Genomic DNA, 26,560 nt, shown 5'->3' on the forward strand with positions numbered 1-26,560 from the left:
TGACCTCATCAAATCAAAACCGCCCGGTTGGGCCGGGCGGTTTCAACTCCTTTTGTCCCTTTACTCGCCGCCGCCGAAACGGCGTGACCACCAGCCGGCACGGCGGGGGGCGGCCGGGGTTTCGCTTGCCGACTCCGGTGCGGGCTCAGGTGCCGGCGCGGGCGCGGCAACCGGCTCGGTCGCCTCCGCCGCCGGCGTTGCGGGCTCCGGCTGGCTGTTCAGCAGGAAACTCACCTTTTCGCGAACGGTGGAGCGGCGCCGCGCGGCCTTGTCGCCGGCAGGCTCTTCGTCCGGCGTTGCGGCCGTCGCGGCGGGAGCCGGCTCCGGCTGGGCCGGGGCCTCGGTCTGCATCTCGGCGTGTGGCTCCGGCTGCGCAGCTTGCGGCTCGGTGCTGGGCTCGGCCTGCGCGATCGAGGGCGAAGCCTGGCTGCTGAAGCCATCGAAATCGGCAACGGCGTCGACAGCTTCCAGCGGCTGGCCGGTGCCGAGCTCGTCGCTGATGGAGCCGGCAAGACCTTCCTCGCCGCCACCGCGACGGCGGCGTCCGCCGCGGCGACCACGCCGGCGCCGGCGATCACTGCTGCCCTGCTGCTCGCCACGGGCCGCCTGTTCCTCGCCTTCCTCACCGTCCTGCTCGGACTCGGTCTCGTCCTCGCCTTCGCCGGCGATCATCGCGGGCTCGGGCAGGGTCGGCGCCGTATCCTCGCGCAACTCACCTTCGCGCTGGCCACCGCGGCCGCGCCGTCGGCGACGGCGCTTGCGGCGCTGGCCGTCCTGCTCGGAGGCTGCCTCGCCGGCAGCCTGCTCGTCGGCAAGGCCTTCGGTCTCGTCGGTTTCGACCTCGGATTCCGTCTCCAGGTCGAAGCCGTCCTCGTCGTCATAGGCTTCTTCGGCCAGCGGCGGCGGGCTCGCAGCGGCTTGGGCTGCGAGCAGCGCCTTGGCGGCTTCGAGCGTATGCACCTGCTCGCCGCGGTCGATCACATAGGCCTGCGGGCCGCTGACGCTTGCGTCGGCGATCACCGACAGCGTGACCTTGAAGCCGTTCTCGAGATCGCGCAGATGGCCGCGCTTGTGGTTCAGCACATAGAGCGCGACGTCGGTGCGGGTGCGGACCACGAGATTGTGGGTCGCGCCCTTCATCAGGATCTCTTCGAGGCCGCGCAAGAGCTGCAGCGCCACCGAAGACACCGAGCGGACGTGGCCGGTGCCGCCGCAATGCGGGCACGGATCGGTCGAAGACTCCAGCACGCTGGCGCGGATGCGCTGGCGCGACATCTCGAGCAGGCCGAAATGCGAGATGCGGCCGACCTGGATGCGCGCGCGATCCTGCCTGAGGCAGTCGGACAGCTTGCGCTCCACCGAGCGGTTGTTGCGCTTCTCGTCCATGTCGATGAAATCGATGACGATCAGGCCGGCGAGGTCGCGCAGGCGGAGCTGGCGCGCGACCTCTTCGGCCGCTTCCAGATTGGTCTTGAGCGCGGTGTCCTCGATATGGTGCTCGCGGGTCGAGCGGCCGGAATTGACGTCGATCGAGACCAGCGCTTCGGTCTGGTTGATCACGATGTAGCCGCCCGAGCGCAGCTGCACGGTCGGCGAGAACATCGCGTCCAGCTGGCTCTCGACGCCCATGCGCGAGAACAGCGGCTGGCCATCGCGATACTGCTTCACTGCGCTGACATTGGCGGGCATCAGCATCTTCATGAAGTCGCGGGCTTCGCGGTAGCCGGCTTCGCCGGCGACCTGGATCTCGTCGATCTCCTTGTTGTAGAGGTCGCGCAGCGAGCGCTTGATCAGCGAGCCTTCCTCGTAGACGAGGGTCGGCGCCTGCGACTTCAGCGTCAGGTCGCGCACCGTCTCCCACATCCGGATCAGATATTCAAAGTCGCGCTTGATCTCGGGCTTGGTCCGGGCGGCGCCCGCGGTGCGCAGGATGATGCCCATGCCCTCGGGCACGTCGAGATCCTGCACCACTTCCTTCAGGCGCGAGCGATCCTGCGCGCTGGTGATCTTGCGGCTGATACCGCCGCCGCGTGCGGTGTTCGGCATCAGCACGGCGTAGCGGCCGGCGAGCGAGAGGTAGGTCGTCAGCGCGGCGCCCTTGTTGCCGCGCTCTTCCTTGACCACCTGCACCAGCATCACCTGGCGGCGCTTGATGACTTCCTGGATCTTGTACTGGCGCCGCGGGCGGAAGGTGCGCTCCGGCACTTCCTCCAGCACGTCGTCGCCGCCGACGGATTCGACGACTTCCTCTTCAGCATCCTCGCCGTCTTCCTCGTCCTCGTCGTCGTCGTCACCGGCTGGGGCGGCCTCGGCATGCGGCGCTTCAGCGCTTTCGCCGGCGGCGTAGACGGCATCGGCGGGCTCGGCGGCCGACGTCACGGCTTCGGCCAGAGGCTCTGCCTGCGCTTCCGCGGCATGAGCGTCGGAAGCGGGAGTCTCTAAGGTTGGGGCTGGCTGCGGCTCGGCAACGCTCTCGACCGCGGGCTCGGCGCCGACCGCCGCGACAGGCGCGGGCGTCTCGCCGGCGTGGTCATGATCATGGTCACGGCCGTGGGTGTCATCGTGAGCGTGATGGTGATCGTCATCATGGGCATGATGATGATCGTCATGATCATGCTCGCGATGTTCGTGATCGTGGCCCTCGTGCTCGCCATGCTCCGCATCGGCGTGCAGATGCTCACCCTCGTGCAGGGCGTCCTCGGCATGCTCCGGCAGCGCGGCGCCTTCGACCGGCTGGGCGGCGGGATCGGCGCCGGCCTCGAGGCCCTCGACGATGTCGCTGCGCACGCGCTCGCCATGACCGCGTCGGCGGGCGTTGCGGTGGCGCGAGCGGCGACGCCCGTGCGAGCGATTCTCGCTCTCTTCCTCGGCCTCGCGATGGGCCTGTTCCTCGGCCTCGATCAGCGCCTGCCGGTCGGCGACCGGAATCTGGTAGTAGTCGGGATGGATTTCGCTGAAGGCGAGGAAGCCGTGGCGATTGCCGCCATATTCGACGAAGGCGGCCTGGAGCGAGGGTTCGACCCTTGTGACCTTGGCGAGGTAGATATTCCCGCGCAGTTGCTTGCGTTGCGCGGTCTCGAAATCAAACTCTTCGACGCGATTGCCGCGGACCACGACGACCCGGGTCTCTTCCGGGTGGGTGGCATCGATCAACATCTTGTTGGGCATGTCTTAACTCTTGGCGGCGGCGGACGCGATAAGCCGTGGGCGCGTATCGCGCCGCCGGGTGACGCGACGGTCCACCTGATTCGGGGGTGAGGGGAAGGCCGAAACGCCGTCTCTCGCGCCTTGCCGAACCGGAAGCTTCAGAACCATTGCGACGCGCGGGATTGTCACTCCGCAGCGTCGCGAATGCTCCTTCAGATTTCGTCGGCACAGTCTGGCGCATCAAGCGTCGGCCCGTATGAAACACTGGGCGGCGAGGCCGCCCTTCAATCAGTTGCTGCTGGCCAGGCACGGCGCGAGCGCGCTCGCCTTGGGGATCACGAACCGCCCCCTTGGGATCAAGGGACCGGGTAATGGGTTACGCCGCTGTCAGAACCGTCCCGGTAACATGAGTGGTAACCCGAGACCGTCCGCCGCCGGGGCTTGACCCGCTCCACCTCGCTGCCGCGCACCGCGCTGGTCTTAGAGGGAAGCGGAAAACGCTGGAATTCCCAAACCTTGAGAGTTCCGGCGCTGCACCGGGAGGCTGAATGCGACACAACCGGAAATATCGGCCGTCAGCATTCCGTACATACGAGGAATGAGCCCTCCGTGCAAGGGAGCGTCGCACGGCGGTCACAGTCGGCGAGTTTCGCGTTTCTGTCATTAAGGATCGATTAACCCTGTGGTTTTATTGCGTTAAGAGAGCTGCTCGGAGGCACGGAATCGGTGGCGAGCCGCACAAATCGACGGATTTTGCTGGGAGGCGTGTTGCTGTGCATCGCGGCATTGCCGTGTGCTGATTCCTCGCGCCTGATCGCCGCCGAGAGCCGGCCGCAACCCGCTGCCGTCGCGGCGAATTCTCCGGTCGCCGCGGCCGCCCGGCTGGCCGGCGACGGCAAGCAGACCCGCTTCATCCTCGACCTCGACCAGACCGTCACCTTCCGCGCCGTCACGCTGGCCGACCCCTATCGCGTGGTGGTGGATGTGCCGCAGGTGAATTTTCAGCTGCCCGCCGGAACCGGAAGCGGGGGGCGGGGGCTGGTCAAGGCCTTCCGCTACGGGCTCGTCATGCCCGGCGGCTCGCGAATCGTGTTCGACCTGACCGGGCCGGCGAAGATCGCCAATTCCTACGTGCTGGAGGCGGCCAACGGCCAACCGGCCCGGCTCGTGCTCGAGCTGGAGGAGGTCGACCGCACTGCCTTCGTGTCGTCGCTTGCCGCCGAGAACCGTCCCGAGCTGCGGCCCGCGATCGCGGAAGCGCCGCCTGCCACGGTTCCGAGCGCGCCGGCCCCGGATGCCGCGCAGCAGAAGCCCGATGGTCGGCCGGTGGTGGTGATCGATCCCGGCCATGGCGGCATCGACAACGGGACGCAATCGAGCGGCGAGAGCGAAAAGAACCTGGTGCTGGCCTTTGGCCTCGCGCTCCGCGACAAGCTGGAGAAGGCCGGCAAGTACCGCGTGGTCATGACGCGGGACGACGACACCTTCATTCCCCTCAATGATCGCACCAAGATCGCCCGCAATCTCAAGGCGGCCTTGTTCGTCTCGATCCATGCCGATGCGCTGCCGCGGGCCGAGGGCGATGCGCAGGGCGCGACCATCTATACGCTCTCCGACAAGGCGTCCGACGCCGAGGCTCAGCGGCTGGCGGATGCGGAGAACCGGGCCGATGCGATCGCCGGGTTCAACCTCGCGGAGGAGCCGACCGATGTCGCCGACATCCTGATCGACCTCACGCAGCGCGAAACCCGCACTTTTTCAAACCGCTTTGCCCGCCTTTTGATGAGCGAAATGAAGCAGACGGTGCGGATGCACAAGCATCCCCTGAAGTCCGCCGGCTTCCGGGTCCTGAAGGCGCCCGACGTGCCCTCGGTGCTGGTCGAGATCGGCTACGTCTCCAACAAGGGTGATCTCGAGCGCCTGGTCTCCGAGGGCTGGCGGTCCCGCGCCGTGGGCTCGATGGCCCAGGCGATCGACGGATTTTTGACCAAGCGGATGGCCACGGCCGGGACGTCGAACTGAGCCGGTTTGTTCCTCCTGAGCCAAAGGCCCTAGTTTGGCCACAGCGGGCGCTTTATAGAAAACCCGTAGAGGGTTCCGGAATCGGCGAGAATCCTGTTCGGCAAGCGTCTTAAGTCCGGCCTAGATGTGATTGCGTAGGCCGGTGAATTCGCGACGTGAGGTTGGCGCCAGTTTCGGGGTGCCAAAGGGCTTATACTGGGCTGATCCAGAGTTTGAACGGATAAACAGATAATGCGCTTGCTGGTGCGGTTCATGGGCTTCCTGTTCGCCGCGGGAACAGTGGTGTTCCTTGTCGGTGTCGGGGCCGTGGCGGGCCTGATCTGGCATTTCTCCAAGGACTTGCCGGACTACTCTCAGCTTCAGGATTACGAGCCGCCGGTGATGACGCGCGTGCACGCGGTCGACGGCTCGCTGGTCGGCGAATACGCCAAGGAGCGACGGCTGTATCTGCCGATCCAGGCGGTGCCAAAGCTCGTGATCAACGCGTTCCTCGCGGCCGAGGACAAGAATTTCTACGAGCATGGCGGCATCGACTACACCGGCATGGCGCGCGCAGGCCTGCTCTATCTCCAGAATTACGGCTCCAACCGCCGTCCGCAGGGTGCGTCCACGATCACTCAGCAGGTCGCCAAGAACTTCCTGCTCACCAACGAGGTTTCCTTCGCCCGCAAGATCAAGGAAGCCTTGCTGGCGATGCGCATCGAGAAGACCTATTCGAAGGACAAGATCCTCGAGTTGTATCTCAACGAAATCTATCTCGGCCTCGGCGCTTACGGCATCGCGGCGGCCTCGCTGGTCTATTTCGACAAGTCGGTGAACGAGCTGACGGTCGCGGAAGCGTCCTATCTGGCGGCGCTGCCGAAGATGCCGGCGACGCTGCATCCGGTCCGCAACCGCGACCGCGCCATCGAGCGCCGCAATTACGTGATCGACCGTCTGGTGGAGAACGGCTGGATCAAGCAGGCCGACGCCGACAAGGCGCGCAAGGAGCCGCTCGCCGTCACCAGCCGCTCCAACGGCGCCCACACCTTCGCCGGCGAGTATTTCGCCGAGGAAGTCCGCCGGGACATTTTCGAGCGCTACGGCGAGAAGAAGCTCTACGAGGGCGGCCTGTCGGTTCGCACCACGCTCGATCCGAAAATCCAGGTCATGGCGCGCAAGGCCATGGTCACCGGTCTCGTGAACTATGACGAGCAGCAGGGTTATCGCGGCGCCATCAGCAAGCTCGACATTTCGGGCGACTGGGGTGTGAAGCTTGCCGAGATCAAGTCGCTGTCCGACATCTCTCCGTGGCGCATGGCGGTGGTGCTGGAGACCAGCGACCAGTCGGCGCGCATCGGCTTCCAGCCGAGCCGCGAGCTTGGCGGGGCCGTCAGCAAGCAGCGCGAGACCGGCATCGTCACTGTCGATGGCGTGCGCTGGGCGCGGGCCGTGCAGGGCGGCGCCAAAGGCAAGACGCCGACGGCGGTGTCGCAGGTGCTCCAGCCCGGCGACGTGATCTATGCCGATCCGCTCTACAAGGACGGCCAGCACGTCGAGGGCCAGTACCGGCTCCGCCAGATCCCGGAAGTCTCCGGCGCCATGGTGGTGATGGATCCCTGGACCGGCCGCGTGCTCGCGATGGTCGGCGGCTTCTCGTTCGACCAGAGCCAATTCAATCGCGCCACGCAGGCCTACCGGCAGCCGGGTTCGTCGTTCAAGCCGATCGTCTATTCGGCCGCGCTCGACAACGGCTATACGCCCTCGACCGTCGTGCTCGACGCGCCGATCGAAATCGACCAGGGCCAGGGCGCCGGCGTGTGGCGGCCTGAAAACTTCTCCTCCGGCAAATTCCAGGGACCGGTAACGCTGCGCAATGCGCTGCGGCAGTCGCTCAACACGGTGACGGTGCGCCTTGCGCAGGATATCGGCATGCCGCTGATCGGCGAATATGCCCGCCGCTTCGGCGTCTATGACGAGCTGCCGAACTATCTCTCCTACGCGCTCGGCGCCGGCGAGACGACGGCGATGCGCATGGTCACGGCATACTCGATGCTCGCCAATGGCGGCCGTCGCGTGAAGCCGACGTTGATCGACCGCATCCAGGACCGTTACGGCCGCACCATCTTCAAGCACGACCAGCGCGAATGCCGCGGCTGCGACGCGCCCGGCGGCTGGAAGAACCAGCCCGAGCCGCAGCTGATCGACCGGCGCGAGCAGGTGCTGGATTCCATGACCGCCTATCAGATCACCGAGCTGATGGAAGGCGTGGTCCAGGCCGGCACCGCGACCGTGGTCAAGGAAGTTGGCAAGCCCGTCGCCGGCAAGACCGGCACCACCAACGAGGCCAAGGACGCCTGGTTCGTCGGCTTCTCGCCCGACGTCGCTGTCGCCATCTACATTGGCTACGACAAGCCGCGTCCGCTCGGCAAAGGCAACGCCGCAACCGGTGGCCATCTGGCCGCTCCGATCGCGCGCGATTTCCTCAAGCTCGCGCTCGCCGACAAGCCCGCCGTTCCGTTCAAGGTGCCGGCCGGCATCAAGCTCGTCCGCGTCGTCGCCAAGACCGGCATGCGTGCCGGCCCCGGCGAGACCGGCGGAACCATCCTCGAAGCCTTCAAGCCGGGCACGGCGCCGCCGGATAATTACTCCGTCATCGGCGTTGCCGACGCCGACGGGCGCGGCGGCATGCCGGCCTCGCAGCAGCAGCCGGATTCCGGTTTCCTGATGCGGCCGGGCACCGGCGGACTGTGGTAGCGGATAACGTCTGATACGGACGAGGGGGCGGTTGCGCTTTCGCGCTGCCGCCGTTACATCCCCTGAAACGCGATCAGTCATCGCGTTTCAGGTTTTTCGTTTGCGCATGATCCTGTCGGGAAACCGCTGCACTCTTTCCCGGATCATGCGCCAGCAAATCGAACGCGGACCCTAGTCCGCGACATCAGAGAACGACATGCGCGCCGAAATCGAACGATTGGTAGAAGAGATCAAGCAGTCAGTCGGGCTGCTGAGGAGGCATCTTTGACGTCGAGAAATCGACGGCGCGCCTCGCTGAGCTGAACAAGCTCGCAGAAGATCCCAATCTCTGGAACGATCCCCAGAAAGCCCAGAAGCTGATGCAGGAGCGCACCTCGCTGGAGGATGCGCTGTCGGGCATCGGCAAGGTCGAGCAGGAGCTCGAAGACGACATCGGCATGATCGAGCTCGGCGAGGCCGAGGGCGATGACGGCGTCGTTGCCGAGGCCGAAGCCGCGCTGAAGAACCTCAAGAAGGAAGTGGCGCGGCGCGAGCTCGAGGCGCTGCTGTCGGGCGAAGCCGACCGCTTCGATTCCTATCTCGAAGTCCATGCCGGCGCCGGCGGCACCGAGAGCCAGGACTGGGCGCAGATGCTCCTGCGCATGTACACGCGCTGGGCCGAAACGCACGGCTTCAAGGTCGAGTACCTCGAAGAGTCCGAGGGCGAAGAGGCCGGCATCAAGTCGGCGACCATCCAGGTTTCCGGGCACAACGCCTATGGCTGGCTGAAGACCGAAGCCGGCGTGCATCGCCTCGTGCGCATCTCGCCGTTCGATTCCAACGCGCGGCGGCACACCTCGTTCTCGAGCGTGCAGGTGTTCCCCGTCATCGACGACAGCATCAAGATCGACATCAAGGAATCCGACGTCCGCGTCGACACCATGCGCTCGGGCGGTGCCGGCGGCCAGCACGTCAACAAGACCGAATCCGCGGTGCGCCTGACGCATATCCCGACCGGCGTCGCGGTGGTCTGCCAAGCCGGCCGCTCCCAGCACAAGAACCGGGCGCAAGCCTGGGACATGCTGCGCGCGCGGCTTTATGAGATCGAGCTGAAGAAGCGCGAGGAGAAGGCCGCCGCCGACCAGGCCGCCAAGACCGATATCGGCTGGGGCCACCAGATCCGCTCCTACGTGCTGCAGCCCTATCAGATGGTGAAGGATCTGCGCACGGGCGTGCAGACCTCCGATACCGCGGGCGTGCTTGGCGGCGATCTCGATGAATTCATGGCCGCGACGCTGGCGCAGCGCGCCTTCGGCACCACTGCCGGCGACGTCGAGGACGTGGACTAGCCATGCCCCGCGTTGCCTTCATCGGGCTCGGGCGGATGGGCCATGGCATGGCCGGCCGCTATCTCGATGCTGGCTTCACGGTGACGGTCTGGAATCGCGACAAGACAAAGGCCGAGGACCTGATCGCGCGCGGCGCGATTTGGGCGACCTCGCCGGAAGATGCCGCGATCGATGCCGACGCGGTCGTGACCATGGTCGCCGACGACGAGGCCTCGCGCGCGGTCTGGCTCGGCCTCGAGGGCGCCGCCAAGACGGCGAAGGCCGGCACCATCGCGATCGAATGCTCCACCGTCTCCTATGACCACGCCCGCGAGATGGGCCGCGAGCTCAACGCGCGCGGGCTGATCTATATCGATTGCCCCGTGACCGGATTGCCGGACGCCGCCGCGGCAGGGAAGTTGACGCTTCTGGTCGGCGCCGACGCGGCCGATCTCGAGCGGGCGCGGCCCTATCTCGAACCGATCGGCTCGACCATCCGCCATTTCGGCGCGGTCGGCTCCGGCACGGTCTACAAGCTCATCAACAATCTCATGGGCGCGATCCAGATCGCCGGCCTCGCCGAGGGCCTTGCGATTGCCGAGCAGGCCGGGCTCGACATGAACCTGGTGCTGGAATCGATCCAGGCAGGCGTCGCGGCAAGCCCGCAGGTAGCGCGTCACTCCAAGCGCATGGTCGCCCGCGATTTTTCCGGCGCAACCTTCACCGCGGCGCTGCGGCACAAGGATGCCGCCTACGCCGTCAAGCTCGCCGAGAGCCTGCTCGCCGGCAAGCCACTGGTCGCGCGCGCGGCGGTCGAGGCCTACGCGCAGGCGAAGGCCGCGATGCCCGATGACGATGAAGGCAAGATGATCGAGCTGGTGTCGCGGCCGAAGGGGCCGTCCTAGCAAACCGCACTAAGGAGTGACCGCCTCGGTCATCCCATTCGCGCCAGGCATCTTGTAAAACCGGTGCCGCGTCAGAAATCGGGTGGCAACATTGATCGCACCATTCTAGGCGATGGGGCGAGGTAAGACCCCATGCCCCCAAGCGACTATCGGATCGACGCGCGCGACTGGTCGCTGCTTGCGGCGCTCTCGATTCTTTGGGGCGGCTCGTTCTTCTTCAACGGCGCGGCCTTGCGGGACTTGCCGCCGCTAACACTGGTATTTTTGCGCGTGGCGCTCGGCGCTGCGACGCTGCTGCCGCTGCTGCGCGCATATGGCATCGGCTTTCCCAAGAGCTGGGCGGGCTGGGCGCCATTCATCGCGATCGGGCTGCTCAACAACGTCATCCCGTTCTCGCTGATCGTGATCGGCCAGACTTTCATTCCGAGTGGCCTGGCCTCGATCCTGAACGCGACCACGCCGATGTTCACGGTTATCGTCATGATTGCAGCGGGCGAGGAGGCCTTGCAGATGCGCCGCCTGGCCGGGGTGGCGTTGGGCCTTGCCGGCGTGATCCTTCTGCGCGGATGGGGCTTCGAGACAAGGCCGGGGCAGGGGTTCGGCATCCTGCTCTGCCTCGGCGGCGCACTGAGCTACGGCTTTGCGGCGCTGGCGGCGCGGCGATTGCTGAAGGACGCAGCGCCGCTGGGGACGGCCACGTTTCAACTGATGGCATCCACCGTGATGATGGCGGTCGTCGCTGGCGTGGTGGAGCAGCCATGGCAGCTACCGACACCGCGCCTCACGACCTGGTTCGCCGTGCTCGGCCTCGCCGCGCTTTCGACTGCGCTCGCCTACATCGTCTTCTTTCAGGTCGTACGGCGCTCGGGCGCGAGCAATGTGATGCTGGTGACGCTGCTCATTCCCGTCACCGCCATCCTGCTGGGCTGGCTGGTGCTGGGTGAGCCGATCTCCGGCCGCGAGATCGCGGGCGCAATCGTCATCGGCAGCGCGCTGCTGGTGATTGACGGGCGTGCACTCGGCTTGCTGCGCCCCGGCACGTAAGCTCCCACTTCCAAATCGGTAAAATCAATGGTTGTATAAGCGCATTTTCTCACCAACTCACTTTTTGAGGGAAAGCGCCATGAATTATACGGGACTGCGGTGGCTCAAGGACGCAAAGCTGCGGAATCGCATTGTTGAAGGGTTGGGCAGATTGCGCGCCGGCCTGAGAAAGAAGGTGCCCGCCAAGAGCGACAGCACGTTGCTGCTAGCTACCTGGAATATCCGCGAGTTCGGCGGGACCAAGTATGGGGGGCGCATGACCGATGCTATGTACTACATCGCGGAGTGCATGAGCCGCTTCGACCTGATTGCAGTCCAAGAAGTACGTGCCGATCTCAGGGCACTCAAGGAGATACTGCGCCTGTTGGGTCGGCAGTGGGACGTCATCTTCACCGACGTGAGCTACGCTGACGGCAACAATTTTGAACGGCTCGCCTTCGTCTATAACACGGCCAAGGTCAGCTTCACCGGATTGGCTGGTGAACTGGTGCTGCCGAGCAAGGCCGCCACCGAGAGAATGAGCCAAATCGCTCGCACCCCCTTCGTCTGCGGCTTCCAGGTGGGCTGGGCCAAGTTTAACCTGTGTACGGTCCACATCTATTACGGTACCGCCAAAGCTGAGGAACCGCGGCGGGTCGACGAGATTAACGCTCTCGCCAATTTGCTTGCGGCCAAGGCAAAGGATTACATCAACACCAGTGCGCCGGTCGACTACTCGCCTGAACATCTGGTGCTACTTGGCGACTTCAACATTTTTTCGCGGACTGATGCGACATATGAGGCGATCACGAAGAACAAATTCGAGGTGCCGACAGAACTGCAAAAGCTCCCCACTGGCAGCAACGTCGACCAGAACAAGTTTTACGACCAGATCGCGTTTTTCAAGCAGAAGGTCGGCGTGAAGAATACCAGGGCGGGCGTTTTCGATTTTTTTGATTACGTCTTCAGCGATCCGAAGGAATTCAAAGGGATCAAGGGCGCGCCTACAGCGAAATCATTCAGACAGTGGCGCACCTACCAGATGTCCGACCACTTGATCATGTGGTGCGAGTTCAGCGTCGACCAGACGGACGCCTACCTCAAGTCATTGGCAGAGTGGGACGGCAAGTAAGCCCGCCTGCGACGTAACTCCTGCGTTTGACCTGTAACCGAATGGCGTCAATTGGCACCACCATAAGTAGCAGGAGTCTTGCCAGGTAACCTTATGAACAGCACCCGGAGGTTTCCATGATGCTTTCGACGCAACGCTCCCTCGCGGCAGCCCAACTCGGCCGCAATAGCTTGAAAGAAGTCGTAGAGTCCCGAGCGCCGCTGCGAGAGGCCGCCCTGGAGTCGTTTCGCCGCAGGAATGCAGTTCTCGACGGGATCTTCTACGACATCGGCAGGATCACCCACGCGGAGGCGCTCAAGACCGCACCCTGGCTCGCACGAGAAGGCGCGATCTTGATTGTCCCGCCGTCGGACGCCGGCTCGCTCCTCCTTTGCAATACCATTGATGACTTCTGGAATGCCGGCGGTGCAGACGTCCGCGTCTTGGCGGTAGCCGGCGTCGGCAGCTCGGCAATCGGTGCGGCCGCTTTTGCGCGCAACGTCGCTGACGCATTCAGGGTGAGGGTCGCCGCCGTAGTGTCCGGTTATGGTCTCGCCGATCTCCTTACGGAGGCACTCGGCGGCTGGTTCTGGTTCGGTGGCCTCAACCGCCTGCGTCATCAGTTTGAGGCCCTGGATGACATGAGCCGAGTGCTCAACCGACCCGAGATGCTCAGCCAAGCCTCATCGCCGCTTGAGCTCGGTCGCGTCAGCCTCGATACCCGGACTGTCGTCGCGCTGCTTGGCGATCGCCGTTTCAACTTCGCGCTGGTGACCGGGCACTCCAAGGGCAACCTGGTCATCTCGGAGGCGCTGTACGAACTGGAAGAGCGGGAGGCAGGCCGAGCCGTTCCCGCGGACAAGTTCTGGATAGTCACGGTATCCGCGGCTGTCGCAATGCCGCCCCGGTACAGGGAGAAGATCATCGACGTGATGGGGACGATCGACGGATTCGGTGCTCTTAATTCGACGCCTGGAATCTCGATTGATAAGCGGTGTTCATTCAGCTGGCACCACACAAACACGGATCTGCCGTGGCACCTGCCTGTGACGAAGGTCTTTAGAGAACTGAAGGAGGAGCGGAGTCTCGTGGTCTGAGCAGGAGGAACGCCAGGGCCCGGCTTCACCAATCCCAAACGGAATGCGTGACTTAAGACGAGGGCTGGCCGATGAACGGCCAGTGCCGGTTGCGCGAAAAGTCCTGATTTTTATGCGTTCGCTGGGGAAGCGCGCGCAAGCTCAGCCCGCGCTGAGCCGCACGCCGGCGCGCAAGAACTTCTGCGGATCCACCGCTTCACCTTCGATGCGGGTCTCATAGTGCAGGTGCGGACCGGTGGAGCGGCCGGTCGAGCCGACGAGGCCGATGACCTGGCCGATCTTCACGACCTCGCCGACCCTGACGTTGATTTCGGAGAGATGGCCGTAGCGGGTCGAAAGCCCGTTGCCGTGGTCGACCTCGACCATGCGGCCATAGCCGCCGGACCAGCCGGCGGAAACCACCTTGCCGTAGGCGGTGACGCGGACAGGGTCACCGCTGGCGGCGCGGAAATCGAGGCCGGTGTGCATCGCGGGCCGACCCAGGAAAGGATCGCTGCGCACGCCGAAGCCCGAGGTGAACTCGACCTCGCCGATGACCGGCTTGCGGTAGGGCACCAGCGCCAGCGTGCGGTTGAGACGGTCCATCTCGGCGCGCGTGGTGTGGATGCGATTGAGCTGCTTCTCGAACGGTCCGGCATTCGCCGTCAACTTGACGGGGACGAACGGTCCGCCCATCGCACTGCGCGGCACTGCGGCTTCGAGATGGGAAAGGTTCAGGCCGAGATCGCTGACCACGCTGCGCATCCGGCGCATGCGCGAATCCATATTTTCCTCGACCGCATTGAGCGCCGCCATCTGGCGCCGCTCGACCTGATCAAGCGAGGTCGTGAGCCGGACCAGCACGTTGTCGAAACCCTGGTTTTTGGCGAACTGGCTGGTCGGGGCTGCGACGACGCTCGGCGCGCGCGATTCGAGGCGCGCTTCGCGATCCGGCGGCGCCACGAAGATCACGGTGTCGCTGATCGGCGATGGTTTTGGCGTGGTCTGGCTTGAATCGCCGCGCTGCGGGGCGGCGCGGGGAATCGAGCCGGTCACGTCGGGCATGGCGCCGAGCGCCGTGGCCCGGGACTCCAGCGCCGTCTGGCGCTTCATGATCTGGTCGAGCTTCTGGTCGAACTGCTCCTGGTCGAGCAATTGGCGGCTGGTGGTGCGATCGACCTTGGCGCGCAGCTCGGCGATGCGGTCCTCATAGGCGTATTGCATCTCGGCCTGGCGGGCGATCAGCCGGGTCAGGACGTCGTCACGGAACGCGAAATAGGTGGCTGTGGCGGCCGACCACAGCCCGAGCAGCACCACGGTGCCGACCACGATCCAGAACACCACGGGCCCGAAGCGGACCTGCTTGCCGGCATGAACAATGGTGTAGGCATCGTCGGTGGCGGGCAGGGGAATCGCGGTCACCGCCGCCGGGGCGGCCGAACGGCGCTGAAAGGCCCGTCCGTGGTCGTGAGGGTGATGTTGGGGGTACTGCGAGTATTGGGCAGAACTTTTCGACATCGGCACTCCCGCGCCGGTCGGATGGGTTCCTTGCGGCTCAATTGCCGCAGCAATCTGGGCCGGTCATGGTTAATTTTCCGCAAATGGGAACGCGCGAATTTAACGGACTGGTTAAAGGCTTCTTGCCGCCTCCAGCACCTCGCCGGCATGGCCGTCGACCCGGACGTGGCGCCAGACCCGCGCCACCCGACCGTCGGCCCCGACCAGTATCGTGGTGCGAAGAATCCCAAGGAAGCTCTTGCCATACATGGATTTTTGCCCCCAGGCGCCATACGCCTCCAGCATCTCATGTTTCTCGTCCGAGATGAGGGGAATGCCGAGCATGTGCTTGTCGCGGAACTTCTCCTGGGCCTTAACCGGATCGGCGGAGATGCCGAGCACGGCCGTGCCGGCGGCGGCGAAGGCGTCGGCCAGGCGGGTGAAGTCGATCGCCTCCCTCGTGCAGCCGGGCGTATCGGCCTGGGGGTAGAAGAACAGGACGAGCTTTCGGCCGGCATAATCCGCCAGGGTGACCACGTCGCCGCCGTCGCGCGGCAGGCGGAAGGCGGGGGCCTTTTGGCCCTCGGCCAAGCCGGACTTCGCCGCAGCCGGAGCGGAGGCCGATTTGGAGGATTTTAACTGTTTCGATGCGGCCTTATGTGATCCTGCTTTTGCTATGGTCGCGGCTGATTTGCGCGCCGGTGTCCGCTGCGTTTTCGCGGATCTTGTTTGACTCGATGCCCGCGTTTTTGCGGTCTTCTTTTTGGCGGTCGGACTGCCGGAGGGCGTTTTGGACGATTTCTTTCGGGATTTCTTGGACATACGCCTTCCTTTCGACGCTTTCGGCAGGTCAACCGAAGCGGTATTGCAGCTCTTGTCCGGCGAGCCGGAATCGCGCCCTTGGCTGGGCAAGTCTGACGACGCCGGAGTATGGTTACAAGGAATTCCACGCACCACCCCACTGCTCGTTGAACGCGCTCCCGGGGCGAAATGACGAACAGCAGGAATATTCGAGGTATGGCGGCAGTGCCGGCGCAGGGAGCGTCACTTCCCGCGAACGGCTGCGGTCCCGGCGGCGCTCAATCCTATGACGGGCGCCTGTATCGAGAAGCAATGGCAAGGAATACGTCGCCCCAGGACTACAACCGGGATTTTGATCGGCGCGGCGGCCAATTTGAGCCGCAGGAATGGGACGACGCCGACTGGGATCCGGATCAGGAAGCGGCGGCGGGCCATCGCGCACGCCGGCTGCTGGCGCGTTCCGGTTCGGGCTTCCTTCGCTTCGGTGACGGATTCGGCGCGTTGCGCCGCTGGGCGGGTGGGGGTCGCTGGCTGAAGCGCATGGCCGTGGCCGTCGCCACCGTCATCGTCATTTTCGTCGGCTGTTTCGGTGCGCTGTGGTGGCGGCTCGGCGCCGGTCCCATCAATCTGGACATCGCAACGCCGTGGCTCGCAGCCGCGATCGAGGACAATATCGGCCACGGCAACACGGTCGAGGTCGGCGGTACCCAGATCGAGCGTGCCGGGCGGGTTCGCATCGCCGTCCGCATCCGAGACATCATCGTTCGCGACCGCGATCACGCCGTCGTCGCCAGCGCGCCGAAGGCCGAGGTGAAGCTGTCGGGCGCGGCCCTCCTGATGGGGCACCTGCGGGCCGAGAGCCTCAACCTGGTCGATGCCGAGCTCGCCATCCGCATTGCGCCCGACGGCACCGTCACCGTGTCCGCCGGCGACACCGCAAAGCCGCTGGCGACCGGTGTCGCGTCCAAGAAGGACGCCGGCCTGCCGCCGACATTCCCGCGCAGCGGTGTCCCCCCGCCGCCATTCGCGACCGCGCCTGCGACGCCGGACGCATCGCAAGCCGCTCCGCAGGCGGCCGCGCAGAGCGGCATCCTTCAGGGCCTCGACTGGCTCGACAGCCTGAGCATGACCGGCCTCGACGGTCAGAACCTCAACGAGATCGGTCTGAAGAACGGCGTCCTGATCGTCGACGATCAGCAGCGCGGCAGCAAATGGTCGTTCGAGAACATCACACTCAGCCTGCGCCGGCCGAGCCGCGGCGGCGTCGCGCTCAGCCTCGGCGAGCAGGGCGCGCACCCGTGGATGCTGCGCGCCACGATCGGCCCGGCCGAGAACGGCGTGCGCTCGGTCGACATCAAGGCCGACAAGGTCTCGACCTCCAACATCCTGCTGGCGCTCCGGGTGAAGGACCTCACCTACACCGCCGACCTGCCGCTGACGGGCGAGCTCAAGGGCGAGCTCGGCCGCGACGGCGTGCCGACCTTCTTCCGCGGCAAGATCGCGGTCGGCGCCGGCAACATCATCGATACCGACACGCCCGACTACCCGATGGCAATCGACTCGGCCGAGATCAACGTCGAGTGGGATGCGAACCGGCGGGTGCTGGTCGCGCCGTTCAAGATTCTCTCAGGCGCGAACCGCCTGACGCTGCTGGCCCATCTCGAGCCGCCCAACGGCAACATCAACGACTGGCAGCTCGGCTTCAGCGGCGGTTCGATCCTGCTCGGCGGCATCGACAACGAGCCGCCGCTCGTCTTCAACCGCATCGCGATCGGCTTCCGCTTCGACACCGACCACAAGCGCATCCTGCTGACACAGGCCGATGTCTCCAACGGCGAGATCGGCGTCGCCGGCACCGGCGCCCTCGACTATTCGGGCGAGCCGCGGCTCACCCTGGGCTTTGCGGGCACGCCGATGTCGGCCTCCGCCTTGAAGCGGATGTGGCCGACGCTGATCGTCCCCGAATTGCGTGAATGGGTGATCGAACGGATCGAGCGCGGCACGCTCCAGCGCATCGAGATCGGCGTCAACTCGCCGACCAGGAACCTGCCGCGCAAGGGCCCGCCGATTCCGGACGACGGCCTGTCGGTCAACATCGTGGCGAGCGGCGTTGCGGTCCGGCCCGTGGACGGCATGCCGGTTGTGCGCGATGCCGATCTGAAGGCGCGCGTGACCGGACGTACCGCGACCGTCCACATCGGGCAGGGGATTGCCGATACGCCCGCGGGTCGCAAGGTCACGATCTCCGACTTCGTGTTCGAGGTGCCGGACATGGCGCCCAAGCCGTCGCCGTCGCGGAGCAGATTCCGTGTCGAGGGTCCGGTGCCTGCGGCCGCTGAAATGCTCACCAATGATCGGCTGAGCGATCTCTCGGCGACCGTCGTCGATCCCAACACCAGCAAGGGAACGTTCGCGGCGAACATCCAGCTCGGCATGCCGGTCAAGGGCGAGCTGACCAAGGCCGATACCACCTATGCCGTCACCGCCGAGCTCAACGGCTTTGCCGCCGACAAGCTGGTGATGAACCAGAAGCTGGAAGCGAACAGCCTCAAGATCGTCGCCAATAACCAGGGCTATCAGGTCAAGGGCGACGTCAAGATCAACGGCCAGGCGGCCTCGCTCGATTATCGCAAGCCGGCCGAGGGCGACGCGGACGTCAGGTTGCAGGCGACGCTGGACGATGCCAGCCGCTCACGGCTCGGCTTCGATCTCAGCCCCGCCGTCAGTGGATCGTTGCCGATCAAGCTGTCGGGCAAGATCGCGAGCGGCGCGGATCAGACGACGAAGCTCGGCGTCGAGGCCGACCTGACCTCGGTCCGGCTCGACAACATCCTGCCCGGCTGGGTCAAGCTGCCGGGCAAGTCCGGCAAGGCCAGCTTCAAGGTGGTGCCGACGGCGCAATCGACACGTTTCGAGGATATCGTCATCGACGGTGGCGGCGCCTCGATCAAGGGCTCGCTCGAGCTCGACGCCAACGGCGATCTCGTGAACGCGAACTTCCCGACCTACGCGCCGTCCGACGGCGACAAGGCCTCGCTCAGAGTGGAGCGCAGCCAGGACGGTGTGCTGCGCGGCACGATGCGCGGCGACGTGTTCGACGGCCGCGGCTTCTTGAAGTCGGCGATCTCGGGCAATTCCAAGGACGACAAGAACAAGTTGAAGAACCTCGACTTCGACATCGACGTGAAGCTCGGTGCCGTCGCCGGCTTCAACGGCGAGGCCATGCGCAGCGTCGACGCCAAGATGTCGAAGCGCAACGGTGCCATCAAGGCGTTCACGCTGAGCGGCAAGATCGGCCGCGACACGCCGGTGGCAGCGGATCTGCGCGGTGGCCGCGCCCAGGGCAACCGCGAGGTGATCTATCTCCAGACCAACGATGCCGGCGCGCTGCTGCGCTTCACCGACACCTACACCAAGGCGGTCGGCGGCCAGATGGTAGTGGCGATGGAGCCGCCGACCTCCGAGCCGAACACGGCGCGTGAAGGCCTCATCAACGTGCGCGACTTCACCGTGAAGGGCGAGGCGCAGCTCGAGCGCGTAGCCGCCGGCGCCCCCAACGGCACAGGGAACGGCGTCTCCTTCAGCGCGCTACGTGCGGAGTTCATCCGCCAGAATGGTGCGCTGACGATCCGCGACGGCGTGGTCAAGGGTCCGATGATCGGCGCCACCATCGAGGGCTCGATCGACTATCCCGGCAACCAGGTCTGCATGAGCGGCACCTTCGTGCCGATGTACGGCTTGAACAACATGTTCGGACAGATTCCGGTGCTCGGGTTGTTCCTGGGGGCTGGCGACAAAGAGGGACTGATCGGCGTGACCTACGAGGTCGTCGGCACGCCGGCCGCGCCCGTGATGCGCGTCAATCCGGTCTCGGCCATGGTACCGGGCGTGTTCCGCAAGATCTTCGAGTTCAACACCGGCAAGCAGAACTCGCCGTTCGATGAATTCCCCTCGCAGTCCAACGACGGCTCGACTAGCTCGACGCGTCAGCTGTCGAGCGGTTGCACCCTCGCGCGGCGGTAGCGGCGACCTGCTTCTCTCCGACGTCATGGCCGGGCTTGTCCTGGCTTGTCCCGGCCATCCACGCCTCACCACAGGGCACCAAGAACGTGGATGCCCGGGACAAGCCCGGGCATGACGGCGATCGCTTGGGAGTGTTATGTGCCGCTTACGCCGCGCGCACGCCCTTCAGGAACGTTCCGACTTCGCCGGAGAGCTGCTCGGCCTGCTTGGACAGGTTGCTCGCCGCGGCGAGCACCATGCCGGCGGCATTACCGGTCTCGTTCGCCGCCGTGCTGACGCCGCCGATATTGGTGGTGACCTCCTTCGTCGCCTCCGCGGTCTGCGAGACGCTGCGGGCGATCTCGGCGGTGGCGGCGCCTTGCTCCTCGATGGCGGCGCCGATCGAGGTGGCGATGCGGCTGACCTCCTCGATGGTGGCGGTGATGCCGCCGATCGCATCGACCGCTTCCTTGGTCGCGCCCTGGATCTGGGCGATCTTGTCGCCGATCTCGCGGGTCGCTTCCGCGGTCTGGCTCGCCAGCGACTTCACCTCTGAGGCGACAACGGCAAAGCCGCGGCCGGCTTCGCCGGCACGCGCGGCCTCGATGGTGGCGTTGAGCGCGAGCAGGTTGGTCTGCGCCGCGATGTTGGAGATCAGCTCGGCGACGTGCTCGATCTGCTGGGCGCCGTCGGACAGCGCGCGCACGATGGTGTCGGTGCGGCGGGCGCTGTCCACCGCGCGGCCGGTGACCTCGGCGGATTGCGCGACCTGCCGGCTGATCTCGGTGATGGAGGAGGAGAGCTCCTCAGCGGCGGAGGCGACGGTCTGGACGCGCTGGCTGGCCTCATTGGCGGCCGAGCCGACCAGTGCTGCGCGGCGGTTGGTGCCTTCGGCGGTGGACGACATCGACTTGGCGGTGGTCTCCAATTCACCGGAGCCGGAGGCCATCAGGCCGACCAGCTGGCCGACGGAGGCATCGAAGCGGTCGGCAAGGGCGATCAGGGCCTCGCGCTTCTCCTGTTCGCTGCGGGCCTTGGCCGCGACCTGCTCGGCCTCCAGCATGCGGGCCGTGAGCGCGGTCTGCCGGAGGATTTCGAGCGTCTCGGCCATGCGGCCGATCTCGTCGCCGCGATCGGTCTCCTCGACCGGCTTGTCGATGGCGCCTTCGGAAATCGCCTGCATGCGGTTCTTCTGACGGTCGAGCGCGCCGAGCACGTCGCGGGCGATCAGCCAGGACAGCGCCGCCATCAGCAGCATCAGGCCGACGCCGACCCCGGCGAGCTCCAGCGTCAGGGCGCGCACGTCGGCGTCGATGTCATCGACATAGAGGCCGTAGCTGATGATCACGTTCCAGGGCGCGAACTTGCGCGCGAACACGGTCTTGCGGAGCGGCTCGGTCTGGCCGGGACGGGGATAGAGATAGGAGGTGACGCCGCCCTGCGCAGTCTCGCTGCCGGCCTTGATGATGGCGTCGGCGATCAGCACGCCGTTGGAATCCTTGGCGCCGGTGATCTTGCCTTCGAGCTGCTGATTGGCGCCGTTCACGACCAGGGAGCCGTCCGGATTGTAAACCACCGGATAGCCCTGGTTGCCGTTGAAGTTCATGCGGCGGCCGCGCTGGTGAAACAGGCTCTTGGCCTCGGCCGGCGTCAGCTTGCCGACGGTCACTTCGTCCTGGAGCGCTTGGGCGTAGTTGTAGAGGAGCTCGACCGCGGTCCGCATCTGCTGGACGCGGTCCTCCATCATCCGGCTCTTGCTGAGCACGGCCGATACGCCGATGATGGCAGTGACCGTGACAGCCGCGAGGCAGACCATGCTGGCAAGCTTGGTCCGGATCTTCAGATGACTCAGCAGCTTCATCACAGCCCCTACGGAATGGTTGTTGTTGCTCGCACCGGTAGCATGAAGTTCTTACCAATCATGAATGGAGGCATGCGACGGCCTGCCGCGCGGACAGCGTTCGCAGGCGCGTGCGCAATGGTGCAGGCCAATTGCCGTGCGAGCGGGCTCCAGCCCATCTGGGGGAAAGAATCGATCTTGGGTTTTGGCAGCTAGAGAGTTTGGACGGACATGCAATGACTCGATTCGTTCATCGCATCATCATGTCTCTGCTGCTCGTCGCGGCCCTCGTTCTGATCTGGAACGTGCCGGGGACGCGCTGAGACGGCACCGCCGGTCTGCCGGTGCCGTCTTTGCCATTCAGAAACCCGCGTCAGCGCCGCGCGTACGCGCCGCCCGCGTCGCTTTCCTTGCCCATTGCGGCATCGACGCTGATCGAGCCGCCGCCGGATGCCGCCAGATAGAGGCAGGCGAAGCAGAACAGGATCGCCGCAGTGCCGCCGTTGAGCAGCGGCAGGAACACCGGAGCCTCGCCCTTGAACATGTGTCCCATGAAGTAGGCGAACGCCATCTCACCGGAGAGAATGAACGCGCTGAGCCGGGTGAACAGGCCGATGATCAGCAGCGCGCCGAGCACCAGTTCGAGCGCACCGGCCGTCCAGATCAGCGGCGGGATGTTGGCGAAGTAGGGAAGCACCGGAAACTTGAACAGCTTGGCGACGCCGTACTGGAACAGCAACAGGCCGGTGACGAAGCGGAACAGGCTCAGGAGAACCGGTTGAAAGCGAGAGAGATAAGGAAAGTCCATTGGTTTGCCCTCTATCCAATGCAGCGACTTGGATCGCATTCGGTTCCTCCTCGCAAGTCACCCAGGATCAATTTCGTGCTGACATTTTTGTCATGTCGGACATAACACCGCAGGCCGGGGTTTCAGCCGTGTGTGATCCGCTTTTTTTGCGCGTATTCGCCCCGGTCCCATCCGTAATTTTCCGGTAACACGAATACGATCAGGTTACCCGTGAGATACCTAACGCCGCAAGGCGGGCACAATCAGGAAGGGAATCATTCCGAGGATCACGCTCGCAAGTGCGAAGACGAGCAGGAGATTGTAGCCGTGCGTGGCATCGTGGATGAGGCCGCCGCTCCATGAGCCGAAGGCCGAGCCGAGGCCGCTGCCGATCGAGATCGTGCCGTAGATGGTGCCCACGCGCTTGCCCTGGAATATCCGCATCGCGGTGGCGCTGATCAGCGGCCCGCGTGAGCCCATCATGCTGCCGAAGCAAACGACGAAGCCGGTGAGCAGGACGACGTTCGGATAGTATTGCAGCAGCCAGAGCAGGGCGATGCCGAGGATCGAGATCGCGTAGCTCAGCAGCACCGACGGCCTGCGTCCGATCAGGCCGTCGAGCGCGGAGACACCGAGCATGCCGAACACCAGCACGACGCCCGAAAAACCCCAGGCCGTCGCGGCCTGGAGCGGCGGAAAGCCGGCATCGATCAGATAGGCCACGATCTGGGCTGCGATCGCATACATGCCGACCGCGGTGAAGAAGAAGGTCGAGAACAGCGCCCAGAAGGCGTGGTGACGCATCGCGCTCACAAGCGTCCAGCCGCTGTCGACGAAGTCCGGATCGCTCTTCTTGGCGACGTGCGGTGAGCCGGCCGCGAACATGCGCCAGGGCAGCAGCAGCAGCGGCACCAGCAGGGCGAGCGCGGCGAGGCCGTAGAGCTGGTAGGTCTCACGCCAGCCGAGATGATCGATCAGAAGCTGCGAGGCCGGCAGCAAGGCCAGCACGCCGCCGCCCATCGCCGAATAGACCACCGCCATGGCGGTCGGCAGCCGTGGCCCGAACCAGCGGCCGAGCAGGATCGAGTTGGGCACATTGCCGATGAAGGCAACGCCGATGCCGACGCAGATGCCGATCGAAAGCTGGAATTGCCACAGCGCTTGCGCGTGGCTCGCGATCAGAAAGGCCGAACCGAGCAGGAGCAAGCCGAGCGCATAGACGATGCGTGGGCCGGAATGGTCGAACAGGCGCCCGACCAAGGGTGCGGTCAGCCCGCTGACCAGCCAGGTGAGGGAGTAGATCGAGACGGCCTGGGCGCGATCCCAGCCCAGGCTTTCCGAGATCGGCTTGAGGAAGACCGTGAAGCTTTCGCTCAAGCCCCGGCCAAGAACAGCCAGCGTGAAGCACAGGCCGAGCACGACGAGTGCGGTGCGCACCGCGTCCTGCCGAGTGCTACCGATCCGTTCCTTGCTCGTTTCCGCTGTCGTTTTCGCTGTCGTTTTCTTGGGCGTGTTCTGGTCCATTGCCGTCAGGGAGCGCGCTTCGCGGCGCCCTGACAAGCAGTGAAAAGCTCATACGGCTATGCAGGCTTGAGGAGCACATGCTTCTTCTTGCCGAAGGACAGTTTGATCACGCCTTCCGGCGTCAGATTGCCTGCCGACAGCGCCATCTTCTCGTCGGTGACGGGCACGTCGTTGACGCGCAGGCCGCCGCCTTTGATCTGGCGCCTCGCTTCGCCGTTGGAGCCGACGAGGCCGGCCTTGACGAAGGCGTTGAGCACACCGAGGCCTGTGTCGAGCTCGCCGCGCGGAATTTCCACGGTCGGCAGGCTTTCGGCGAGCGCGCCTTCCTCGAAGGTGCGGCGCGCGGTCTCGGCGGCTTCGTTCGCGGCGTCGCGGCCGTGCAGCAGCGCGGTCGCTTCGGTTGCGAGCACCTTCTTGGCCTCGTTGATCTCCGAGCCGCCGAGCGCCTCGAGCTTTCTGATCTCGGCCATCGGCAGCGTCGTGAACAGCTTCAGGAACTTGCCGACGTCGGCGTCCTCGGTGTTGCGCCAGTACTGCCAGAAGTCGTACGGGCTGAACTGGTCGGCGTTGAGCCACACCGCGCCTTGCGCGGTCTTGCCCATCTTGGCGCCCGAGGCGGTCGTCAGCAGCGGCGTCGTCAGCGCGAACAGCTGGTGGGTGCCCATGCGGCGGCCGAGATCGACGCCCATGATGATGTTGCCCCACTGGTCCGAGCCGCCCATCTGGAGGCGGCAGCCGGTGCGCTTGGCCAGCTCGACGAAGTCGTAGGCCTGGCAGACCATGTAGTTGAACTCGATGAAGCTCATCTCCTGCTCGCGCTCGAGGCGCAGCCGCACCGAATCCATGGTCAGCATGCGGTTGACCGAGAAGTGCCGGCCGACGTCGCGCAGCATCTCGATCCAGTTCAGCTTGGTCAGCCATTCCGCATTGTCGAGCATGACGGCGTCGCTCTTGCCCTCGCCGTAACGCAGCACCTTGGCGAACACGCCGCGGATCGATTCCTTGTTGGCCTCGATCTCGGCAATGGTGCGCATCGCGCGCGTCTCGTCCTTGCCGGAGGGATCGCCCACCATGGTGGTGCCGCCGCCCATCAGCGTGATCGGCTTGTTGCCGGACTGCTGCAGCCAGTGCAGCATCATCATGGTCAGGTAGTTGCCGATGTGCAGCGAGCGGGCGGTGCAATCGTAGCCGACATAGGCCATGGCCTCGCCCTTGGCGGCGAGCGCGTCCAGCCCCTCGAAATCGGAGCATTGGTGGATGAATCCACGTTCCTGCAGGATGTTGAGGAAATCCGATTTAAATGCAGTCATCTGGAGGCCGGCCTGACAATTCTTGGTTTACCGTTTTGGGAGCAATTTAAGGGTCTTTCGCGGGAACCCGATTGGCCGCCCGCCACTTGGCGCGTTGGCATTATAAGATGTGTCCCTCTGGCACAAGATCGGCATGCCAGGGCGGGTTTCTTGAGGACGCTGGTCCATGATGTTGACGGCACTCGGTTTGATGAGCGGCACCTCGCTGGACGGGGTGGACGTCGCGCTGATCGAAACCGACGGAAAACAGGTGAAGGCGTTCGGACCATCCAGTTACCGGCCCTACGGCCCGGCCGAGCGCAACCTGCTGCGCCAGGCGCTGAGCGAGGCCGTGCATCTGCAGCAACGCGACGCCCGCCCGGGTATTCTGGGCGATGCCGAGCGTGCGGTGACGCAGGCCCATGCCGAGGCGGTCGCGGCTTTCCTCGCCCAGAATCGGATGAGGGCGGAGGACATCGACATCGTCGGCTTCCACGGCCAGACCGTGCTGCACCGGCCCGAAAGACGGCTGACGGTGCAGATCGGCGACGCGCCGGCGCTGGCAAGGACCATCCATATTCCGGTAATGCACGACTTCCGCGCCGCCGACGTCGAGGCCGGTGGGCAGGGAGCGCCGCTCGTGCCGGTCTACCACCGCGCACTCGCCCATTCGCTGGAGCGCGAAGGGCCGATCGTCGTGGTCAATATCGGCGGCGTCTCCAACATCACCTATATCGACGGCAACGATACGTTGATCGCCTGCGACACCGGTCCCGGCAACGCGCTGCTGGACGATTTCATGTACCGCACCATGAACCAGGGGTTCGATGCCGAAGGAAAGTTCGCCGCGCTCGGCAAGGTGGACGAGGCCTGGATCGCGCGAGCGCTGGAGTTGCCGTTCTTCGCAAGCCCCCCGCCGAAATCGCTCGACCGCAACGATTTTGCCGCCCTGCGGCTCGGCGAGGTGCTGCCTGCCGACGGCGCGGCGACGCTGACCGCCTTCACCGCGGCCGCGATCGCCCGCGTCATTCCTCTTCTGCCGCGCCGGCCGCGCAGCTGGATCGTCTGCGGCGGCGGCGCGCGCAACCTAACCATGCTGCGGATGCTGCGGGAGCGAGTGGACCAGGCCACGGTCGAGGCCGCCGAGACCCTCGGCTGGGCCTCCGACGCCATCGAGGCGCAGGCCTTCGGCTTTCTTGCAGTCCGCGGAATGAAGGGCCTGCCATTGTCCTATCCCGCGACCACGGGCGTGCCGATGCCGATGACCGGCGGGGTGATCGCCAGGCCGTGAAGCGGGGCTTTGCGAGGAGACCGAACTTGAACGATTCTACGAATGGTTTTCCTCCGGGTCCCTCTGATGGTTTGCGGGGCACCTGTCTCCATTGCCAGCATCCCATCGGCTATCATCATCTGGAGGGCGATAGGTGCAGCTGCAAAGATTGCCACTGCCCGGGATTTGAAGACTATCCCCGTCCGGCAAACTCAAACTCGAA

Annotated in this window: 16 protein-coding genes; 9 read left to right on the forward strand and 7 right to left on the reverse strand. The window is 65.2% G+C overall.

Going from position 1 to position 26,560, the window contains the following annotated elements; translation table 11 throughout:
* Nucleotides 1-60: 60 nt before the first annotated feature.
* Complete coding sequence (locus N2604_RS21665) at nucleotides 61-3,168, reverse strand: ribonuclease E/G (RefSeq protein ID WP_260370258.1); 3,108 nt, start codon at nucleotides 3,166-3,168, stop codon at nucleotides 61-63.
* A 705-nt stretch (nucleotides 3,169-3,873) separates the two neighbouring features.
* Between N2604_RS21665 and N2604_RS21670 the strand changes: the two genes are divergently transcribed.
* The 7 genes from N2604_RS21670 (at nucleotide 3,874) to N2604_RS21700 (ending at nucleotide 13,348) form a co-directional block, all read left to right on the forward strand.
* The gene (locus tag N2604_RS21670) at nucleotides 3,874-5,169 is read left to right on the forward strand and encodes an N-acetylmuramoyl-L-alanine amidase (protein ID WP_260370259.1); all 1,296 of its coding nucleotides are present in this window, start codon (nucleotides 3,874-3,876) and stop codon (nucleotides 5,167-5,169) included.
* A 231-nt stretch (nucleotides 5,170-5,400) separates the two neighbouring features.
* A complete protein-coding gene (locus N2604_RS21675) occupies nucleotides 5,401-7,905 on the forward strand; it encodes a penicillin-binding protein 1A (protein WP_260370260.1) in 2,505 nt (834 codons plus the stop codon).
* 196 nt (nucleotides 7,906-8,101) lie between these two features.
* Nucleotides 8,102-9,233 (forward strand): peptide chain release factor 2 gene (gene prfB / locus N2604_RS21680; RefSeq protein ID WP_197958828.1). Its coding sequence is split into 2 segments (ribosomal slippage): nucleotides 8,102-8,170 and nucleotides 8,172-9,233, totalling 1,131 coding nucleotides; the frame shifts between segments, so codons are not numbered across the junction.
* 2 nt (nucleotides 9,234-9,235) lie between these two features.
* Nucleotides 9,236-10,117 carry an NAD(P)-dependent oxidoreductase gene (locus N2604_RS21685; protein ID WP_260370261.1) on the forward strand — a complete coding sequence of 294 codons (882 nt, stop codon included), beginning with the start codon at nucleotides 9,236-9,238 and terminating at the stop codon, nucleotides 10,115-10,117.
* A gap of 132 nt (nucleotides 10,118-10,249) precedes the next feature.
* Nucleotides 10,250-11,161 carry a DMT family transporter gene (locus N2604_RS21690; RefSeq protein WP_260370262.1) on the forward strand — a complete coding sequence of 304 codons (912 nt, stop codon included), beginning with the start codon at nucleotides 10,250-10,252 and terminating at the stop codon, nucleotides 11,159-11,161.
* Nucleotides 11,162-11,240: 79 nt separating this feature from the next.
* A complete protein-coding gene (locus N2604_RS21695; protein ID WP_260370263.1) occupies nucleotides 11,241-12,272 on the forward strand; it encodes an endonuclease/exonuclease/phosphatase family protein in 1,032 nt (343 codons plus the stop codon).
* Nucleotides 12,273-12,388: 116 nt separating this feature from the next.
* Nucleotides 12,389-13,348, forward strand: a complete 960-nt coding sequence (locus tag N2604_RS21700; protein ID WP_260370264.1) for a hypothetical protein — start codon at nucleotides 12,389-12,391, stop codon at nucleotides 13,346-13,348.
* A 141-nt stretch (nucleotides 13,349-13,489) separates the two neighbouring features.
* On the opposite strand, the gene N2604_RS21705 is transcribed toward N2604_RS21700, so the two are convergent.
* Nucleotides 13,490-14,845 (reverse strand): peptidoglycan DD-metalloendopeptidase family protein, encoded by a 1,356-nt coding sequence (locus N2604_RS21705; RefSeq protein WP_260370265.1) that lies wholly within the window; start codon nucleotides 14,843-14,845, stop codon nucleotides 13,490-13,492.
* A gap of 111 nt (nucleotides 14,846-14,956) precedes the next feature.
* On the reverse strand, nucleotides 14,957-15,646 hold the full coding sequence (locus N2604_RS21710; protein ID WP_260370266.1) for a peroxiredoxin: 690 nt from the start codon (nucleotides 15,644-15,646) through the stop codon (nucleotides 14,957-14,959).
* A 195-nt stretch (nucleotides 15,647-15,841) separates the two neighbouring features.
* On the opposite strand from N2604_RS21710, the gene N2604_RS21715 reads away from it, so the two are divergent.
* A complete protein-coding gene (locus N2604_RS21715; RefSeq protein ID WP_260370267.1) occupies nucleotides 15,842-19,648 on the forward strand; it encodes an AsmA-like C-terminal region-containing protein in 3,807 nt (1,268 codons plus the stop codon).
* Between the two features lie 145 nt (nucleotides 19,649-19,793).
* On the opposite strand, the gene N2604_RS21720 is transcribed toward N2604_RS21715, so the two are convergent.
* The 4 genes from N2604_RS21720 to tyrS form a co-directional block, all read right to left on the reverse strand.
* The gene (locus N2604_RS21720; RefSeq protein ID WP_260370268.1) at nucleotides 19,794-21,488 is read right to left on the reverse strand and encodes a methyl-accepting chemotaxis protein; all 1,695 of its coding nucleotides are present in this window, start codon (nucleotides 21,486-21,488) and stop codon (nucleotides 19,794-19,796) included.
* Between the two features lie 352 nt (nucleotides 21,489-21,840).
* A complete protein-coding gene (locus N2604_RS21725) occupies nucleotides 21,841-22,275 on the reverse strand; it encodes a DoxX family protein (protein ID WP_260376285.1) in 435 nt (144 codons plus the stop codon).
* Nucleotides 22,276-22,494: 219 nt separating this feature from the next.
* Entirely contained in the window at nucleotides 22,495-23,778 is a 1,284-nt protein-coding gene (locus tag N2604_RS21730; protein ID WP_260370269.1) for an MFS transporter, read from the reverse strand.
* Between the two features lie 56 nt (nucleotides 23,779-23,834).
* Nucleotides 23,835-25,088 (reverse strand): tyrosine--tRNA ligase, encoded by a 1,254-nt coding sequence (gene tyrS / locus N2604_RS21735; protein ID WP_260370270.1) that lies wholly within the window; start codon nucleotides 25,086-25,088, stop codon nucleotides 23,835-23,837.
* A 166-nt stretch (nucleotides 25,089-25,254) separates the two neighbouring features.
* Between tyrS and N2604_RS21740 the strand changes: the two genes are divergently transcribed.
* Entirely contained in the window at nucleotides 25,255-26,358 is a 1,104-nt protein-coding gene (locus tag N2604_RS21740) for an anhydro-N-acetylmuramic acid kinase (RefSeq protein WP_260370271.1), read from the forward strand.
* The last annotated feature ends 202 nt before the right edge of the window (nucleotides 26,359-26,560 follow it).

Source organism: Bradyrhizobium sp. CB1015, assembly GCF_025200925.1.
Taxonomy (GTDB): Bacteria; Pseudomonadota; Alphaproteobacteria; order Rhizobiales; family Xanthobacteraceae; genus Bradyrhizobium.

Bases quoted from the DNA above. Each gene is read 5' to 3' on its own strand.
- N2604_RS21705 (WP_260370265.1), bottom strand. From the start codon at position 14,845: ATGTCGAAAAGTTCTGCCCAATACTCGCAGTACCCCCAACATCACCCT.
- N2604_RS21720 (WP_260370268.1), bottom strand. From the start codon at position 21,488: ATGAAGCTGCTGAGTCATCTGAAGATCCGGACCAAGCTTGCCAGCATG.
- N2604_RS21665 (WP_260370258.1), bottom strand. From the start codon at position 3,168: ATGCCCAACAAGATGTTGATCGATGCCACCCACCCGGAAGAGACCCGG.
- N2604_RS21725 (WP_260376285.1), bottom strand. From the start codon at position 22,275: ATGGACTTTCCTTATCTCTCTCGCTTTCAACCGGTTCTCCTGAGCCTG.
- N2604_RS21695 (WP_260370263.1), top strand. From the start codon at position 11,241: ATGAATTATACGGGACTGCGGTGGCTCAAGGACGCAAAGCTGCGGAAT.
- N2604_RS21740 (WP_260370271.1), top strand. From the start codon at position 25,255: ATGATGTTGACGGCACTCGGTTTGATGAGCGGCACCTCGCTGGACGGG.
- N2604_RS21700 (WP_260370264.1), top strand. From the start codon at position 12,389: ATGATGCTTTCGACGCAACGCTCCCTCGCGGCAGCCCAACTCGGCCGC.
- tyrS (WP_260370270.1), bottom strand. From the start codon at position 25,088: ATGACTGCATTTAAATCGGATTTCCTCAACATCCTGCAGGAACGTGGA.
- N2604_RS21685 (WP_260370261.1), top strand. From the start codon at position 9,236: ATGCCCCGCGTTGCCTTCATCGGGCTCGGGCGGATGGGCCATGGCATG.
- N2604_RS21715 (WP_260370267.1), top strand. From the start codon at position 15,842: ATGGCGGCAGTGCCGGCGCAGGGAGCGTCACTTCCCGCGAACGGCTGC.
- N2604_RS21730 (WP_260370269.1), bottom strand. From the start codon at position 23,778: ATGGACCAGAACACGCCCAAGAAAACGACAGCGAAAACGACAGCGGAA.
- N2604_RS21675 (WP_260370260.1), top strand. From the start codon at position 5,401: ATGCGCTTGCTGGTGCGGTTCATGGGCTTCCTGTTCGCCGCGGGAACA.
- N2604_RS21710 (WP_260370266.1), bottom strand. From the start codon at position 15,646: ATGTCCAAGAAATCCCGAAAGAAATCGTCCAAAACGCCCTCCGGCAGT.
- N2604_RS21690 (WP_260370262.1), top strand. From the start codon at position 10,250: ATGCCCCCAAGCGACTATCGGATCGACGCGCGCGACTGGTCGCTGCTT.